9 protein-coding genes, 9 tRNA genes and 2 rRNA genes are annotated in these 15,237 nt (G+C 39.6%); 16 read left to right on the top strand and 4 right to left on the bottom strand.

What is annotated here, in order from left to right; genetic code table 11:
• Positions 1–120: 120 nt before the first annotated feature.
• The 16 genes from AC4BD1_RS12060 to gor all read left to right on the top strand — a co-directional run bounded on the left by AC4BD1_RS12060 (position 121) and on the right by gor (position 10,920).
• Positions 121–3,034: ribosomal RNA gene (locus AC4BD1_RS12060) — 23S ribosomal RNA — on the top strand.
• A gap of 92 nt (positions 3,035–3,126) precedes the next feature.
• A 5S ribosomal RNA gene (rrf, locus tag AC4BD1_RS12055) occupies positions 3,127–3,242 on the top strand.
• Between the two features lie 13 nt (positions 3,243–3,255).
• Positions 3,256–3,328 (top strand) — tRNA-Val (locus AC4BD1_RS12050).
• 3 nt (positions 3,329–3,331) lie between these two features.
• A tRNA-Lys gene (locus tag AC4BD1_RS12045) sits at positions 3,332–3,404 on the top strand.
• 7 nt (positions 3,405–3,411) lie between these two features.
• A tRNA-Leu gene (locus AC4BD1_RS12040) sits at positions 3,412–3,493 on the top strand.
• A 22-nt stretch (positions 3,494–3,515) separates the two neighbouring features.
• Positions 3,516–3,588, top strand: a tRNA-Thr gene (locus tag AC4BD1_RS12035).
• Between the two features lie 10 nt (positions 3,589–3,598).
• Positions 3,599–3,670 (top strand) — tRNA-Gly (locus tag AC4BD1_RS12030).
• A 16-nt stretch (positions 3,671–3,686) separates the two neighbouring features.
• Positions 3,687–3,772: transfer RNA gene (locus tag AC4BD1_RS12025), tRNA-Leu, on the top strand.
• An 11-nt stretch (positions 3,773–3,783) separates the two neighbouring features.
• Positions 3,784–3,857: transfer RNA gene (locus tag AC4BD1_RS12020), tRNA-Arg, on the top strand.
• Between the two features lie 17 nt (positions 3,858–3,874).
• Positions 3,875–3,948: transfer RNA gene (locus AC4BD1_RS12015), tRNA-Pro, on the top strand.
• Positions 3,949–4,002: 54 nt separating this feature from the next.
• Positions 4,003–4,076, top strand: a tRNA-Arg gene (locus AC4BD1_RS12010).
• Between the two features lie 145 nt (positions 4,077–4,221).
• The gene (locus tag AC4BD1_RS12005; protein WP_206911215.1) at positions 4,222–4,689 is read left to right on the top strand and encodes a CtsR family transcriptional regulator; all 468 of its coding nucleotides are present in this window, start codon (positions 4,222–4,224) and stop codon (positions 4,687–4,689) included.
• 6 nt (positions 4,690–4,695) lie between these two features.
• Positions 4,696–7,182: an ATP-dependent Clp protease ATP-binding subunit gene (locus AC4BD1_RS12000; protein WP_206911217.1), complete on the top strand. Its 2,487-nt coding sequence runs from the start codon at positions 4,696–4,698 to the stop codon at positions 7,180–7,182.
• Positions 7,183–7,349: 167 nt separating this feature from the next.
• Positions 7,350–8,273, top strand: coding sequence for a peptidase U32 family protein (locus AC4BD1_RS11995; RefSeq protein WP_206911219.1), 924 nt, complete (start codon positions 7,350–7,352; stop codon positions 8,271–8,273).
• A 19-nt stretch (positions 8,274–8,292) separates the two neighbouring features.
• Positions 8,293–9,537, top strand: coding sequence for a peptidase U32 family protein (locus AC4BD1_RS11990; protein ID WP_490466650.1), 1,245 nt, complete (start codon positions 8,293–8,295; stop codon positions 9,535–9,537).
• 36 nt (positions 9,538–9,573) lie between these two features.
• Complete coding sequence (gene gor, locus AC4BD1_RS11985) at positions 9,574–10,920, top strand: glutathione-disulfide reductase (RefSeq protein ID WP_490485651.1); 1,347 nt, start codon at positions 9,574–9,576, stop codon at positions 10,918–10,920.
• Positions 10,921–10,984: 64 nt separating this feature from the next.
• On the opposite strand, the gene AC4BD1_RS11980 is transcribed toward gor, so the two are convergent.
• The 4 genes from AC4BD1_RS11980 to AC4BD1_RS11965 form a co-directional block, all read right to left on the bottom strand.
• Positions 10,985–11,971 carry a polyprenyl synthetase family protein gene (locus AC4BD1_RS11980; protein WP_490466648.1) on the bottom strand — a complete coding sequence of 329 codons (987 nt, stop codon included), beginning with the start codon at positions 11,969–11,971 and terminating at the stop codon, positions 10,985–10,987.
• A gap of 21 nt (positions 11,972–11,992) precedes the next feature.
• On the bottom strand, positions 11,993–12,559 hold the full coding sequence (locus AC4BD1_RS11975) for a Gx transporter family protein (protein WP_071869254.1): 567 nt from the start codon (positions 12,557–12,559) through the stop codon (positions 11,993–11,995).
• An 11-nt stretch (positions 12,560–12,570) separates the two neighbouring features.
• Entirely contained in the window at positions 12,571–12,981 is a 411-nt protein-coding gene (locus AC4BD1_RS11970; protein WP_206898144.1) for a NusG domain II-containing protein, read from the bottom strand.
• Positions 12,982–13,080: 99 nt separating this feature from the next.
• A complete protein-coding gene (locus tag AC4BD1_RS11965; RefSeq protein WP_490485650.1) occupies positions 13,081–15,015 on the bottom strand; it encodes an NAD(P)/FAD-dependent oxidoreductase in 1,935 nt (644 codons plus the stop codon).
• Between the last annotated feature and the right edge of the window lie 222 nt (positions 15,016–15,237).

Below are 15,237 nucleotides of genomic sequence, written 5' to 3'. Positions count from 1 at the left end.
GATCAAAACAAACCGAGAACACCGCGTTGAATGAGTTTTTTAATAAGTTCAATTGCTTATTTTTCTTGACACGTTTCTATCGCTAGAAATGAAGTCAAAACCCAACCGTAAGGTTGATAAGGTTAAGTGAATAAGGGCGCACGGTGGATGCCTTGGCACTAGGAGCCGATGAAGGACGGGACTAACACCGATATGCTTTGGGGAGCTGTACGTAAGCTATGATCCAGAGATTTCCGAATGGGGGAACCCAGCATCTTTTATAGGATGTTACAAATATGTGAATACATAGCATATTTGAGGTAGACGCAGAGAACTGAAACATCTAAGTACCTGCAGGAAGAGAAAGAAAATTCGATTCCCTGAGTAGCGGCGAGCGAAACGGGAAAAGCCCAAACCAACAAGCTTGCTTGTTGGGGTTGTAGGACTCCGATATGGTAGTTTTTTCAGATAATCGAATGACTTGGAAAAGTCAGTCAAAGAGGGTAAAAACCCCGTAGATGAAATTTGGAAAGCACCTAGGAGGATCCTGAGTACGGCGGAACACGAGGAATTCCGTCGGAATCCGGGAGGACCATCTCCCAAGGCTAAATACTCCCTAGTGACCGATAGTGAACCAGTACCGTGAGGGAAAGGTGAAAAGCACCCCGGAAGGGGAGTGAAATAGAACCTGAAACCGTGTGCCTACAACAAGTCAAAGCCCGTTAATGGGTGATGGCGTGCCTTTTGTAGAATGAACCGGCGAGTTACGATTGCATGCGAGGTTAAGTCGAAGAGACGGAGCCGTAGCGAAAGCGAGTCTGAATAGGGCGTTTGAGTATGTAGTCGTAGACCCGAAACCATGTGATCTACCCATGTCCAGGTTGAAGGTGCGGTAAAACGCACTGGAGGACCGAACCCACGTACGTTGAAAAGTGCGGGGATGAGGTGTGGGTAGCGGAGAAATTCCAAACGAACTTGGAGATAGCTGGTTCTCTCCGAAATAGCTTTAGGGCTAGCCTCGGAATTGAGAATGATGGAGGTAGAGCACTGTTTGGACTAGGGGCCCATCTCGGGTTACCGAATTCAGATAAACTCCGAATGCCATTCATTCATATCCGGGAGTCAGACTGTGAGTGATAAGATCCATAGTCGAAAGGGAAACAGCCCAGACCACCAGCTAAGGTCCCAAAATATATGTTAAGTGGAAAAGGATGTGGGGTTGCACAGACAACTAGGATGTTGGCTCAGAAGCAGCCACCATTTAAAGAGTGCGTAATAGCTCACTAGTCGAGTGACCCTGCGCCGAAAATGTACCGGGGCTAAACATATTACCGAAGCTGTGGATAACACCTATGGTGTTATGGTAGGAGAGCGTTCTAAGGGCGTTGAAGGTAGATCGTGAGGACTACTGGAGCGCTTAGAAGTGAGAATGCCGGTATGAGTAGCGAAAGACAGGTGAGAATCCTGTCCACCGAATGACTAAGGTTTCCTGGGGAAGGCTCGTCCGCCCAGGGTTAGTCGGGACCTAAGCCGAGGCCGAAAGGCGTAGGCGATGGATAACAGGTTGATATTCCTGTACCCGTTGTTTTTGTTTGAGCAATGGAGGGACGCAGGAGGCTAAGGAAAGCAGACGATTGGAAATGTCTGTCCAAGCAGTAAGTCTTAGGTTGAGTCAAATGCTTAATCTTTTAAGGACAAGCTGTGATGGGGAGGGAAATAATAGTACCGAAGTTCCTGATGTCACACTGCCAAGAAAAGCTTCTAGTGAGAAAACAATGGCCCGTACCGCAAACCGACACAGGTAGTCGAGGAGAGAATCCTAAGGTGAGCGAGAGAACTCTCGTTAAGGAACTCGGCAAAATGACCCCGTAACTTCGGGAGAAGGGGTGCTGATCGTCAGATCAGCCGCAGTGAATAGGCCCAAGCGACTGTTTATCAAAAACACAGGTCTCTGCAAAATCGTAAGATGAAGTATAGGGGCTGACGCCTGCCCGGTGCTGGAAGGTTAAGAGGAGTGCTTAGCGTAAGCGAAGGTACGAATTGAAGCCCCAGTAAACGGCGGCCGTAACTATAACGGTCCTAAGGTAGCGAAATTCCTTGTCGGGTAAGTTCCGACCCGCACGAAAGGCGTAACGATTTGGGCACTGTCTCAACGAGAGACTCGGTGAAATTTTAGTACCTGTGAAGATGCAGGTTACCCGCGACAGGACGGAAAGACCCCATGGAGCTTTACTGTAGTTTGATATTGAGTGTCTGTACCGCATGTACAGGATAGGTAGGAGCCGTAGAAATCGGAACGCTAGTTTCGATGGAGGCGCTGGTGGGATACTACCCCTGCGTTATGGCCACTCTAACCCGCACCACTAATCGTGGTGGGAGACAGTGTCAGATGGGCAGTTTGACTGGGGCGGTCGCCTCCTAAAAGGTAACGGAGGCGCCCAAAGGTTCCCTCAGAATGGTTGGAAATCATTCGAAGAGTGTAAAGGCAGAAGGGAGCTTGACTGCGAGACCAACAAGTCGAGCAGGGACGAAAGTCGGGCTTAGTGATCCGGTGGTTCCGCATGGAAGGGCCATCGCTCAACGGATAAAAGCTACCCTGGGGATAACAGGCTTATCTCCCCCAAGAGTCCACATCGACGGGGAGGTTTGGCACCTCGATGTCGGCTCGTCGCATCCTGGGGCTGTAGTCGGTCCCAAGGGTTGGGCTGTTCGCCCATTAAAGCGGCACGCGAGCTGGGTTCAGAACGTCGTGAGACAGTTCGGTCCCTATCCGTCGCGGGCGTTGGAAATTTGAGAGGAGCTGTCCTTAGTACGAGAGGACCGGGATGGACTTACCGCTGGTGTACCAGTTGTTCTGCCAAGGGCATTGCTGGGTAGCTATGTAGGGAAGGGATAAACGCTGAAAGCATCTAAGTGTGAAGCCCACCTCAAGATGAGATTTCCCATTTCTTTAAGAAAGTAAGATCCCTGAGAGATGATCAGGTAGATAGGTCAGAAGTGGAAGTACAGTGATGTATGGAGCGGACTGATACTAATCGATCGAGGACTTAACCAAGAATGGTAAAAGAAAAAACTCGGAAGAGTTTGAGATTACTTCAAATCCAGTTTTGAGTGAGCAAAAGCAAACTCAATAAGATAACACCACAGTGTGGTGGCGATAGCGAGAAGGATACACCTGTAACCATGCCGAACACAGAAGTTAAGCTTCTTAGCGCCGATTGTAGTGAGGGGTTGCCCCTTGTGAGAGTAGGACGTCGCCACGCTTAAGTTATCAATGGAGGTTTAGCTCAGCTGGGAGAGCATCTGCCTTACAAGCAGAGGGTCAGCGGTTCGAACCCGTTAACCTCCATATGAGCCGTTAGCTCAGTTGGTAGAGCATCTGACTTTTAATCAGAGGGTCACAGGTTCGAGCCCTGTACGGCTCATATTTTTGCGGGTGTGGCGGAATTGGCAGACGCACTAGATTTAGGATCTAGCGCCTTACGGCGTGGGGGTTCAAGTCCCTTCACCCGCATTATATGAATATATCTATTCAAGCCGGCTTAGCTCAGTTGGTAGAGCATCTGATTTGTAATCAGAGGGTCGAGGGTTCAAATCCTTTAGCCGGCATCAAGTTTATGCGGAAATAGCTCAGTGGTAGAGCACCACCTTGCCAAGGTGGGGGTCGCGGGTTCGAACCCCGTTTTCCGCTTTGCCATTATCAAAACGCCGGGGTGGCGGAACTGGCAGACGCACAGGACTTAAAATCCTGCGGTGAGTGATCACCGTACCGGTTCGATTCCGGTCCTCGGCATTAACACATATGCGCCCATAGCTCAACTGGATAGAGTGTTTGACTACGGATCAAAAGGTTAGGGGTTCGACTCCTCTTGGGCGCGTAGTCTTTTTATTTTTTCGGGAAGTAGCTCAGCTTGGTAGAGCACTTGGTTTGGGACCAAGGGGTCGCAGGTTCGAATCCTGTCTTCCCGATTTTTTTATTGATTTTTTGTTGAATTCGTTTTATAATTTTTATAAATTGAATATGCGCCCATAGCTCAACTGGATAGAGTGTTTGACTACGGATCAAAAGGTTAGGGGTTCGACTCCTCTTGGGCGCGTTAATACGGAATAGTTTATTCCGTATTTTTTTTGGTTTAAAATGGTATTTTATTGAAACTTTTATTAACTAAAGGCATTCTCCTTTCATTCTTTGTTTAAATTAGCTATAATTAAGGTCAATATTAGTCAAAGGGAATGAAGAAGATGGCACATCAAAATACCTCGGATTTAATTGAGTCATATATAAAAAAAATTTTAGAAGAAAATGAAATGATTGAGATTCGAAGGATTGAAATGGCAGACCTCTTTAACTGCGTTCCTTCGCAAATAAATTATGTTATAAACACTCGCTTTACTATTCAACGCGGTTATTTAGTAGAAAGTAAACGCGGCGGTGGTGGCTATATTAGAATTGCAAAAGTTCGAATTTCTGACAAGAGACATATGTTAGACCAAATTAATCAGCTATTTGATGAAACAATCAGTGAAAAAGATTCATTTTCAATTATCCAAAAATTATATGAGGATAAAATGATTACAAAAAAAGAAGGAAATTTAATGCTTAGTGCTATTGCAAAAAGCACTCTAAATTACAGTGACCTGGAAGGTCATATTCGTGCTAGAATTCTACGAGCTTTTTTAGAACGGTTAAGTTATGAAGATGGGAAGTGAAGATTGATGGAAGAACTTTTTAATGAACGGGCCCAAGTAGTCTTGGAAATCGCACAAGATGAAGCAAAAAGATTAAAACACCAATCTGTTAGTTCTGAGCATATTTTATTAGCTTTAGTTTTAGAACCTAATGGAATTGCTGGGAAAGTTTTACGTGAGTTAGGCGTAAATGAAACAGATATTTATGAAGAAATTGAACATTTAATTGGTTATGGTGGCGTAAATAAGTATGTAGAAGGAATTTATCTTCCATACTCACCACGAATGAAACAAGTTTTTGCACTAGCAAATAGCGAAGCAAAAAAAATGAATATTCAAAAAATAGGTACAGAACAAATTTTATCTAGTTTGTTGAAAGATGAGAGTATTATGGCTACACGTATTCTTATTAACTTAGGAGTAGATGTTGCTACTGTTCGTCAAATGCTTAAACGAAAAATGGGCATGAATGAAGGTCTTAAAAATAATGCTAGTCGTCGCAGAAATCCACAAGACAAGCGCCAAACTGTTAAAGGAACACCAACTTTAGACTCGTTAGCTCGCGATTTAACCAAACTAGCTAAAGAAAATAAATTAGATCCTGTTGTAGGTCGTTCAAAAGAAGTAAAAAGAGTAATCCAAGTATTAAGTCGACGAACAAAAAATAATCCAGTCCTTGTTGGGGAACCAGGTGTAGGTAAAACAGCTATCGCCGAAGGATTGGCTCAGAAAATTATTCTAGGTGAAGTACCTGAAGAAATGCGTTCAAAACGTTTGATGATGTTAGATATGGGTTCTTTAGTAGCAGGAACAAAATATCGTGGTGAATTTGAAGATCGTATGAAGAAAGTAATTGATGAAATTTACAATGATGGTCAAGTTATTTTGTTCATTGATGAGTTGCATACACTGATAGGTGCAGGTGGTGCGGAAGGCGCAATTGATGCATCAAATATTTTAAAACCAGCGTTAGCGCGTGGTGAGCTTCAAACAATTGGCGCGACAACTTTAGATGAATACCAAAAATATATTGAAAAAGATTCTGCTTTAGAAAGACGTTTTGCGCGTATTCAAGTCGATGAACCTTCAACTGAAGAAGCAGAAGAAATTTTGCGAGGTCTACGTTCACGTTATGAAGAGCATCATGGTGTAGCAATTACAGACGAAGCTTTGCGTGCCGCCGTTACTCTTTCTGTTCGCTACATCAATTCAAGGCAACTTCCAGATAAGGCAATTGATTTGATTGATGAATCTGCAGCAAAAGTTCGGTTAGATCAAACAAGTGATGTAAGCGAGACTACAGTAGTTAAAGCTGAGATTGAGCGTTTGGTTATTGAGAAAGAAAGAGCCATTCAGAAACAAGATTTTGAAACCGCGGCCCTTTTGCGTAATAAAGAAAAGAAAGCTACACAAAAACTTGAAAAACTTTTATTGATTGAAGAAAAAAATACGAATGGTTATGCCAATCGAGTGACTGATGAAGATGTCGCAACAGTAGTTTCTGAATGGACAGGCGTTCCATTACAGCAACTGGAGAAAAAAGAAAGCGAACGTTTATTAGAATTAGAAGCATTATTACATGAACGAGTAGTAGGACAAGATGAAGCGGTTAAAGCAGTTTCTAGAGCAATCCGTCGTGCACGAAGTGGTTTGAAAGATCCACAACGACCGATTGGTTCATTCATGTTTCTTGGGCCAACAGGTGTCGGGAAAACAGAACTTGCAAAAGCATTATCTGAAGTGATGTTTGGTAGCGAAGAATCATTAATTCGTGTAGATATGTCTGAATTTATGGAAAAATATAGTACTAGTCGTTTGATTGGCTCGCCTCCAGGATATGTTGGTTATGATGAAGGTGGACAATTAACAGAAAAAATTCGTCAAAAACCCTATTCAGTTATCTTGTTAGATGAAGTTGAAAAAGCACATCCAGATGTTTTTAATTTACTATTGCAAGTACTTGATGATGGTCATTTGACAGATTCTAAGGGAAGAAAAGTTGATTTTAGAAATACAATTCTAATTATGACATCGAACATTGGTGCGACACAAATTAGAGAAGAAAAAAATGTCGGATTTAATGTCCAAGATGTAACGAAAGATCATAAAGCAATGCAAAAAAGAATCTTAGAAGAATTAAAGAAAGCTTTTCGCCCCGAATTCTTGAACAGAATTGATGAAACAGTAGTCTTCCACTCTCTGAACAAAGAAGAAATTCGTGAAATTGTTCAAATTATGAGCAAAGCGATTGTAAAACGTTTAGCAGACCAAGACATTGAAGTGAAAATTACCCAAGCAGCGATTGATATCATTGGTAAAGCTGGTTTTGATCCAGAGTATGGTGCTCGTCCAATCCGTCGTGCACTTCAAAAAGAAGTTGAAGATCGATTAAGTGAAGCTTTGCTTAGTGGAGAAATTCATCTAGGTGATCGAGTAACTATTGGTGGTTCAAAAGGAAAAATCACTTTGAATGTTAGAGAACCAAAAATTAAAAAGGAAATCGTTTCTGTCTGAATTTAACTTTGATAAATGGCACAAAAATCAATTTTGATTTTTGTGCCATTTTTTACTGTTTAACTAAAGACCAAAATATATTTTCGAAAATCCAACTTTAAATATAAGGACTATTGGAAAGTTTTTAGACCTATGCTACTATTATGAGGTTGTAGAAGGAGGTAACTATGATCGAAATCATAACTACTGTTGAATCATTTAATCAAGCAGAAGAATTATTAAACGCTGGAGTTGACACTTTATATTTTGGAGAAGAACAATTCGGTTTACGTTTGCCCGCTTCATTTACTAGAAATGAACAGCGCGAATTAGTTGAATTAGCACATAAATATGGAAAAAAAGCGAATATCGCTGTCAACGGCATTATTCATCCTGAAAAAATGAAGAAAGTGCCAGAATATCTTCAATTTTTAAAAGAAATTGGAACAGATGTCATTACAGTAGGCGACACTGGAATTATTTATACGATGAAGAAAAATCCAGAGTTACGTTTGCCATTTGTCTATGATGGCGAAACACTTGTAACGAGCTCACGCCAAATCAATTTTTGGAGTAAAAAAGGAGCAGTTGGTGCAGTTTTATCGAGGGAAGTTCCTTTTGATGAAATGAAATCGATGGCAGAATCACTAGTAGTTCCAACAGAAATTTTAGTATACGGAGCAACTTGTATCCATCAATCCAAACGACCATTATTACAAAATTATTATAATTACACACAACAAACAGAGGAAGTTGGACGTGAAAGAGGTCTTTTCATTTCTGAACCTAAAAAAGAAGAAACTCACTATTCGATTTATGAGGATAGTCACGGTACACATATCTTTGCAAGTAATGATTTGAATTTAATGAATGAGTTGGAACAATTAAATACTTATCATTATCGAACTTGGAAATTAGATGGTTTATTTACTTCAGGAGATGCTTTCGTTGAAATTGCTGAGTTATTTGTCGAAGCAAAAAATTATATTTTAGCAGGAAGTTGGAACGAAGAAATAGCAATCGAATTAACAGAGAAGGTTCGTAAATTGCATCCAGAAAATCGAGAATTGGATACAGGATTCTTTTATATTGATCCTACTTCAATCAAATAAGGAGTATGACGAAAGAAAAATGACAACCAAAAAGAAATTAAAACGTCCGGAAGTCCTAGCTCCGGCTGGAACATTAGAAAAATTAAAAACTGCTATTCATTATGGTGCTGATGCTGTATATATCGGTGGAAATGCTTATGGATTAAGGAGTCGTGCGGGTAACTTCACTTATGAAGAAATGGCTGAAGGTGTTGCTTTTGCAAAAGAACATCAAGCAAAAGTTTATGTAGCTGCAAATATGGTGACACATGAAGGAAATGAAGAAGGAGCAGGAGAATTTTTCCGCAGTTTACGTGATGTGGGTATTTCTGCTGTGATTGTTTCTGATCCAGCATTAATTGAAATTTGTGCGACAGAAGCACCCGGTTTACCAATACATTTATCAACACAAGCTTCTGCCACCAATTTTGAAACTTTGGAATTCTGGAAAGAAGAAGGGTTAGAACGCGTTGTCTTGGCTCGTGAAGTATCAATGGAAGAAGTTGCAGTTATTCGTGAAAACACGGACATTGAAATAGAAGCATTCATCCATGGCGCCATGTGTATTTCGTATTCTGGTCGTTGTACGCTCTCTAATCACATGTCGATGCGTGACGCCAACCGTGGTGGATGTTCACAATCATGTCGTTGGAAATATGGGTTGTTTGATATGCCGTTTGGGCAAGAGCGTAATAGTTTGACAGATTCCGGAGAAATTGAAGAAGAGTTTTCAATGAGTGCTGTAGATATGTCTATGATTGAGCATATCCCTGAACTAATCGAAAACGGGGTAGATAGCTTTAAAATCGAAGGTAGAATGAAATCAATTCATTACGTTTCTACGGTTTCAAATGTTTACAAGGCAGCAGTAGATAGCTATATGGCTGATCCAGAAAATTATGTATGCAAGCAAGAGTGGATTGATGAATTGTGGAAAGTTGCACAAAGAGAATTAGCAACTGGTTTTTATTATGATACACCAAGTGAGAATGAACAATTATTTGGTGCACGACGTAAAATCCCTGTTTATAAATTCGTTGGAGAAGTTTTAGCTTATGACGATGAAACGAAGATGGCAACAATTCGTCAAAGAAACTTATTTTCTATTGATGATGAAATCGAGTTTTATGGTCCTGGGTTCAATCATTTCTATCAAACGGTAGAAGTTATGTATAATGAGGACGGCGAATCAATTGACCGTGCACCAAATCCAATGATGATTTTAACAATGCCGGTTGAGCAACCAGTTAAACCAGGTGATATGATTCGTAAAAAGAAAGAATAATGACCGGGGAAACTCGTCTTTTCTAGGAGGAACGAAATGAAAACCTATGATTATATCGTGGTTGGTGGAGGATCCGGAGGGATTGCTTCTGCAAACCGTGCGGGTATGTATGGCGCGAAAGTTTTATTGATTGAAAGTAATGAACTTGGTGGGACTTGCGTAAATGTTGGTTGTGTACCTAAAAAAGTGATGTGGCAAGCAAGCACGATTTTAGAAACAATTGAACGAGATGCATCAAGCTATGGGATTCAAGCAGATGTAATGAAGGTCGACTTTTCCGAATTAGTAGAAAAACGTCAAAAATATATCGACTTTTTACATGGAGCTTATCAACGAGGATTAGATAGTAATCAAGTAGATGCAGTTAAAGGATATGCAACATTTATTGATAGTCAAACAGTTGAAGTAAATGGTCAACGATATCAAGCACCTAGAATTTTAATTGCGACAGGCGGTCGTGCGAGTCAAATGACAATCCCTGGTGGTGAATACGCGATCGATTCTAACGGATTCTTTGAATTGACTGAGTTACCAGCGCGAACAATTGTGCTTGGTGCAGGATATATTGCTGCAGAGCTTTCTGGCGTATTACAAGGTTTTGGCAGCGAAGTAATGTGGGCCTATCGTAAAGAAAGGCCTCTACGAACATTTGATAAGATGCTATCAGATAACTTGATTGAAATATACCAAGCAGCAGGAATGAAAACTTTTGCTAACCATACAGCTGTTGAGATTATCAAAAATAATGAAGACTATACTGTTATTTTTGATAATGGTAATACATTAACGGGTGATTGTGTACTATTTGCTGGTGGTCGCGTACCTAATACTAAAAATCTTGGACTAGAAAATACAAATGTGACACTTACAAAAAAAGGTTTTGTTCAAGTCGACAAATATCAAAATACAACAGATGAACATATTTTTGCTGTAGGGGATGTCATTGGAAAAATCGATCTAACACCAGTAGCGATTGCTGCAGGTCGTCGCTTGTCAGAGCGTTTGTTTAATGGCAAGAAAGATGAGTATTTAGATTATAACTTGGTTCCAACAGTTATCTTTACACATCCACCGATTGCTACGATTGGCTTGACAGAAGAACAGGCGCTAGAAAAATATGGCGAAAAAGAAATCAAAGTTTATCGCTCACGTTTTACGCCAATGTACTTTGCCTTAAGTGACTATCGTCAAAAATGTGAAATGAAACTGATTTGTGCTGGAAAAGAAGAGAAAATTGTTGGGTTACATGCGATTGGTGTAGGTGTAGATGAAATGTTACAAGGTTTTGCTGTTGCTATCAAAATGGGCGCAACAAAAGCGGATTTTGATAACACAGTAGCTATTCATCCTACTGGTGCAGAAGAATTTGTGACTATGCGTTAGAAAATTTACAAAATTAAAAACGTTCAAGCAAAAAAATCTTTATTGATTTTTTGCTTGAACGTTTTTAATTTGTTCTAGTCAAGATGGTTTGTGTTAAAGTTAATAAATTTTCTTTGGTTTGCTCGGTTGTTTGAGGTAATTTTTGAATGTCTTTCAAAGCAGCCTCTGTATATTTAGTAGCTAGTTGTTGCGCTTGTTTGACACCACCAAATTCATGAACTAGTTGTCGAACTTTATTGACATCTTCAAGGGTCATATTCGTTCTTTTTTCTAAATAAGGGAGTAAAGCAGCCTGTTCCTTTTGCAAAGAATAAATCAATGGTAGCGAGTAGACACCTTGACGCATGTCTTCCAAAACGGGTTTACCAATTTCCTCACTGTCCTGTGTGTAATCTAAGATATCATCAATGATTTGAAAGGCAATGCCGATATTTTTGCCAATTTCACCTGCTTTTTTAGCAAAATATTCAGATGTACCACTTTCATAGGCACCAATAAAACAACTTAATTTAAAGAGTTCAGCTGTTTTTCCCGAGATATTTTCTAAATACTCTTTTACAGATAAATTGTATTGATAACGATCATCCATTTGGCCAAGTTCACCATCAAGGACTTTTTCCATACTTCTTGAGTTAAGTTGTAAACTTTTAAGTGATGTTGAGTAGTCTGATAATAACTTGAAACAACAAACAAATAAATAATCGCCTGCATATACGGCAACGGTGTTCCCAAATTGATTACGTAAAGTGGGCTTTCCCCGGCGTAAATCTGATTCATCAACGATATCATCGTGAATGAGTGTCGCTGTGTGTAACATTTCAATTGACGCAGCAAGTGAGATTGCTTTGTCACGATCACGTTCTGATCCAAATTGTGAAAAAAGTAATTGATAAGCTGGTCGTAATAATTTTCCACCAGCATGAATTGTTTCGCGAATTGCTTGTTCGACAGGTTTATTTTTAAGATTGATGATTTTTTCCATTTTGGTTAATGTAGCTTCTAGTTCTAAAGCTAAAGTTGGGTAATTTTTCCACATTGGATGTAGATTCATAAAAAACTCCTCGTATAACGATTATTTTTTTAAAAACACTGGACTCCATTTTTGTTTGGTTTCCCGTTCATAATCCAGTTGGAATCGTTGAAGTGTTTGGACATGCTGTAATAAATAATTTGCGGCAATACCAATTGCGATTCCAGATAAAATGCCAAAAATTGAAAGGACAGGTAGGTACAGCATAACTGTCCAAGATTGAGCAATAAAGGACGCAGTGACTAATTGGCCTACATTATGCATAAAACCACCTGTAGCACTGATTCCAATAATGCTGACACGTTTTGGTCCTAATTGTTTTATCAAAAGCATGCCAAAGTAACTTAATAAAGCACCACTCATACTATAAAGAAAAGTTGAAATTGTTCCACCAAGTAAAGTTGTTAGAAATAATCGCAACCAAATCAAGAGGAAACTATCTCTTTTTTTCATTGTAAAAATAGCTACGATGGTAATCAAATTTGCTAATCCTAATTTTGCACCAGGAGCAAAAGCAAACGGGTAAGGAATCATATTTTCTAACAAGCCAATAATGACTCCTTGGGCTACGAGTAAGGAGATATAAATCAATTTTTGTAGTTTGCTCATAATTTTTTCAGCTAGTAAATCAAGCTGTCTTCCTCACTCCCGTCTGTTGATCGAACTTCGATCACTAATTTATGAGGTAAGCAAACAATTGTTTCGCCGTTTTTCGTTACCCATCCGCGACGAACGCAAATTTGATCCCCACAATCTGCTTCTTTCATTCGTATTTTATCACCGGCGATTTCAATAATATTGTAGTCACCATCTGCATCTGTATATGTGTAAGTGTAGCTTTTATTTCCACTGATTAAAGGAAATGTTTTGATTTCTGTTCCATCTACGCGTAAAACAGCTTCTTTTTCTGCAACGGACTGGCTTTGTTGACTACCAAAAATAATAATTGGCAAAAAAGAAAGGACAATCAAAAGCATAATGATGAAGATATCCCATGGTTTGAGTAAACTTTTCTTGATAAAATCTTTCATTCTGTAATTGACCTCCTTGTTCCAGAATAACTGCTCCAATTTTAGCATAGGAACAAAAGAAAGTCCTAGGCTTCCCTAGAACTTTCTTCTAAAATCATTTTATTTTTCGCCGTAGCGAGCTTTTGGTCTGCCATACCACCAACTACCTAGTGTACGTTGCAACCATGGGATGACCCAACGATCTAAACCAATTGCACGACCAGAACCATTCATAAGTGCGAATGCTACAAAGATAAACCAAATGTTTACCCAATAGAACATACCTGATAGACAGAAAGTAATGACAAGAACGATTGTTGTTGCACTACATAACCATGTAAACAATCCTGCAATCAATGCTAATGCTAAAGCAATTTCGAAGAAGACCATAAATTTTTGGAAGAACATTGCAACATCATTATTTGGCATAATAAATTGCATGATTTTTGTAAACCAATTTGGTGATTTTTCGATAACAGCCATTGGCTGTTCACCATAAGCGTAACTTAAACCAAAATGCGCAGCTTGCGTCGCTGTTTCTGCAGTTGCTTCACCAGCGCCACTTGCAGCTGTTGTTGCATCACCGGCTGCTGATGCACCACTTGCTACATCAGTAACATTGTATTCCCATGTCCAAGGGAATACACTATTTCCTTGGAACCATGAACCTTCACCAAACCAAGTGCTAGGTTTTAGTACTTCACCGTCACCGACAATTTTCTTGCCAGCTTCGATAAACCATACCAAACCGTAGAAAACGCGAAGTGGAACACTCCATAAAACATTTCCGTAGCGTGAAGAATGTCCACGGGCAACATTACGATCATCTTTGATATGGAAGAATTCATGCATCAAGTATTGGAACATATAGTAACCAGAACGAATATCAAAGAAATATTTCAAGTTGACGATATGTTTCATGATAATAGCTAAAAATCCGCTTAAATGAATTTTATCAAATAAGTTTGCGACGCCCCATTTAGCACCGATCGAAACCATAAATCCTTGATAGTTTCCTTTGAATTTATGTTTCTCGCCACCTTTGATAGAAGCGACGATGTTAGCAGCAGCAGTATGACCTGTTTGTTCAGCTGCTTGAACAATTTGAGGAGTTGGTGTATTTGGAAATTCTTCATAGAATACCAAGTCACCAATAATATAAATATTTTTATCTTCGTATCCTTTAGCTTGCATGTATTCGTTAGCAACAAGACGTTGGCCACGAGCTGTTTCAAGACCAAAGTCAGCAGCATCAGTTGTACCTTTGACACCAGCTGTCCAGATCAATGTATGTGTTGGAATTTGACGTCCGTCTTTTAATTTAATATGATTGGCATCAACTTCAACGATTGGAGAGTTTAGTAACAACTCAACTTGATGTTTTTGTAAGTAACGCTCTGCTTTAGCGGCGTCATTACGATCAAGCATATTTAAAATCGTTGGCATTGCTTCAACCACCATTAAAGTGATTTCGTTTGGATCTAATTTATAGTCTTTCGCTAAACGCGCTTTCCAATCGATTAATTCACCAATCATTTCAATTCCAGTGAATCCAGAACCACAGACAACAAATGTTAGCATTGCTTTTCGTAAAGCATCATCTGGTTCAATTGCAGCTTTAGCAACCGTTGTTTCAATGTGTTCACGAATTTTTACTGAGTCTTCAAATGACCAAAGCGTGAATCCATGTTCCTTCACTCCAGGAGTTCCGAAATCATTTGGCTCGCCACCCATACCTAAAATCAATTGATCAAATGGATAAGTACCTAGTTTTGTTTTAACAATTTTCTTTTCTTTGTCGATACCAATTACTGTATCGGTGACTAATTGCACATTTTTTTGGCGAGAGAATAAATGCTGTAAGTCATATTGAATGGCTTCTGGCTCAACACGCCCTCCGGCAACTTCATGTAGTTCTGTCATCATAGTGTGATAAGAATGGCGATCAATCAAAGTGATCGTTACGTCTTCTTTTTTAAGTTTTTTTGCCAGTAATTTTGTTGCTGACACACCGGCATACCCTGCACCTACAACGACAATATTTTGCTTTGTCATTGATAATCCGCTCCTTAGTAAACATTTCAGTTTGATAATTGTTACACAATCCTTTTACATTATATATACGTTATGTAAATTTGTCTAACTCCTTTTTCATTTTTTAATCAAAAGATTATTAAGCGTTTTTTTCACGAAAATTACTGAAAGAAAACGATTTATACGTTCGTGTTATTTTTTTTTAGAAAACGGTTGACTTATTGGTATGATTCATTAGAATGT

The sequence above is a fragment of the Enterococcus sp. DJ147D b genome (assembly GCF_058216655.1).
This window is presented reverse-complemented; position numbering and strand designations above follow the sequence as displayed.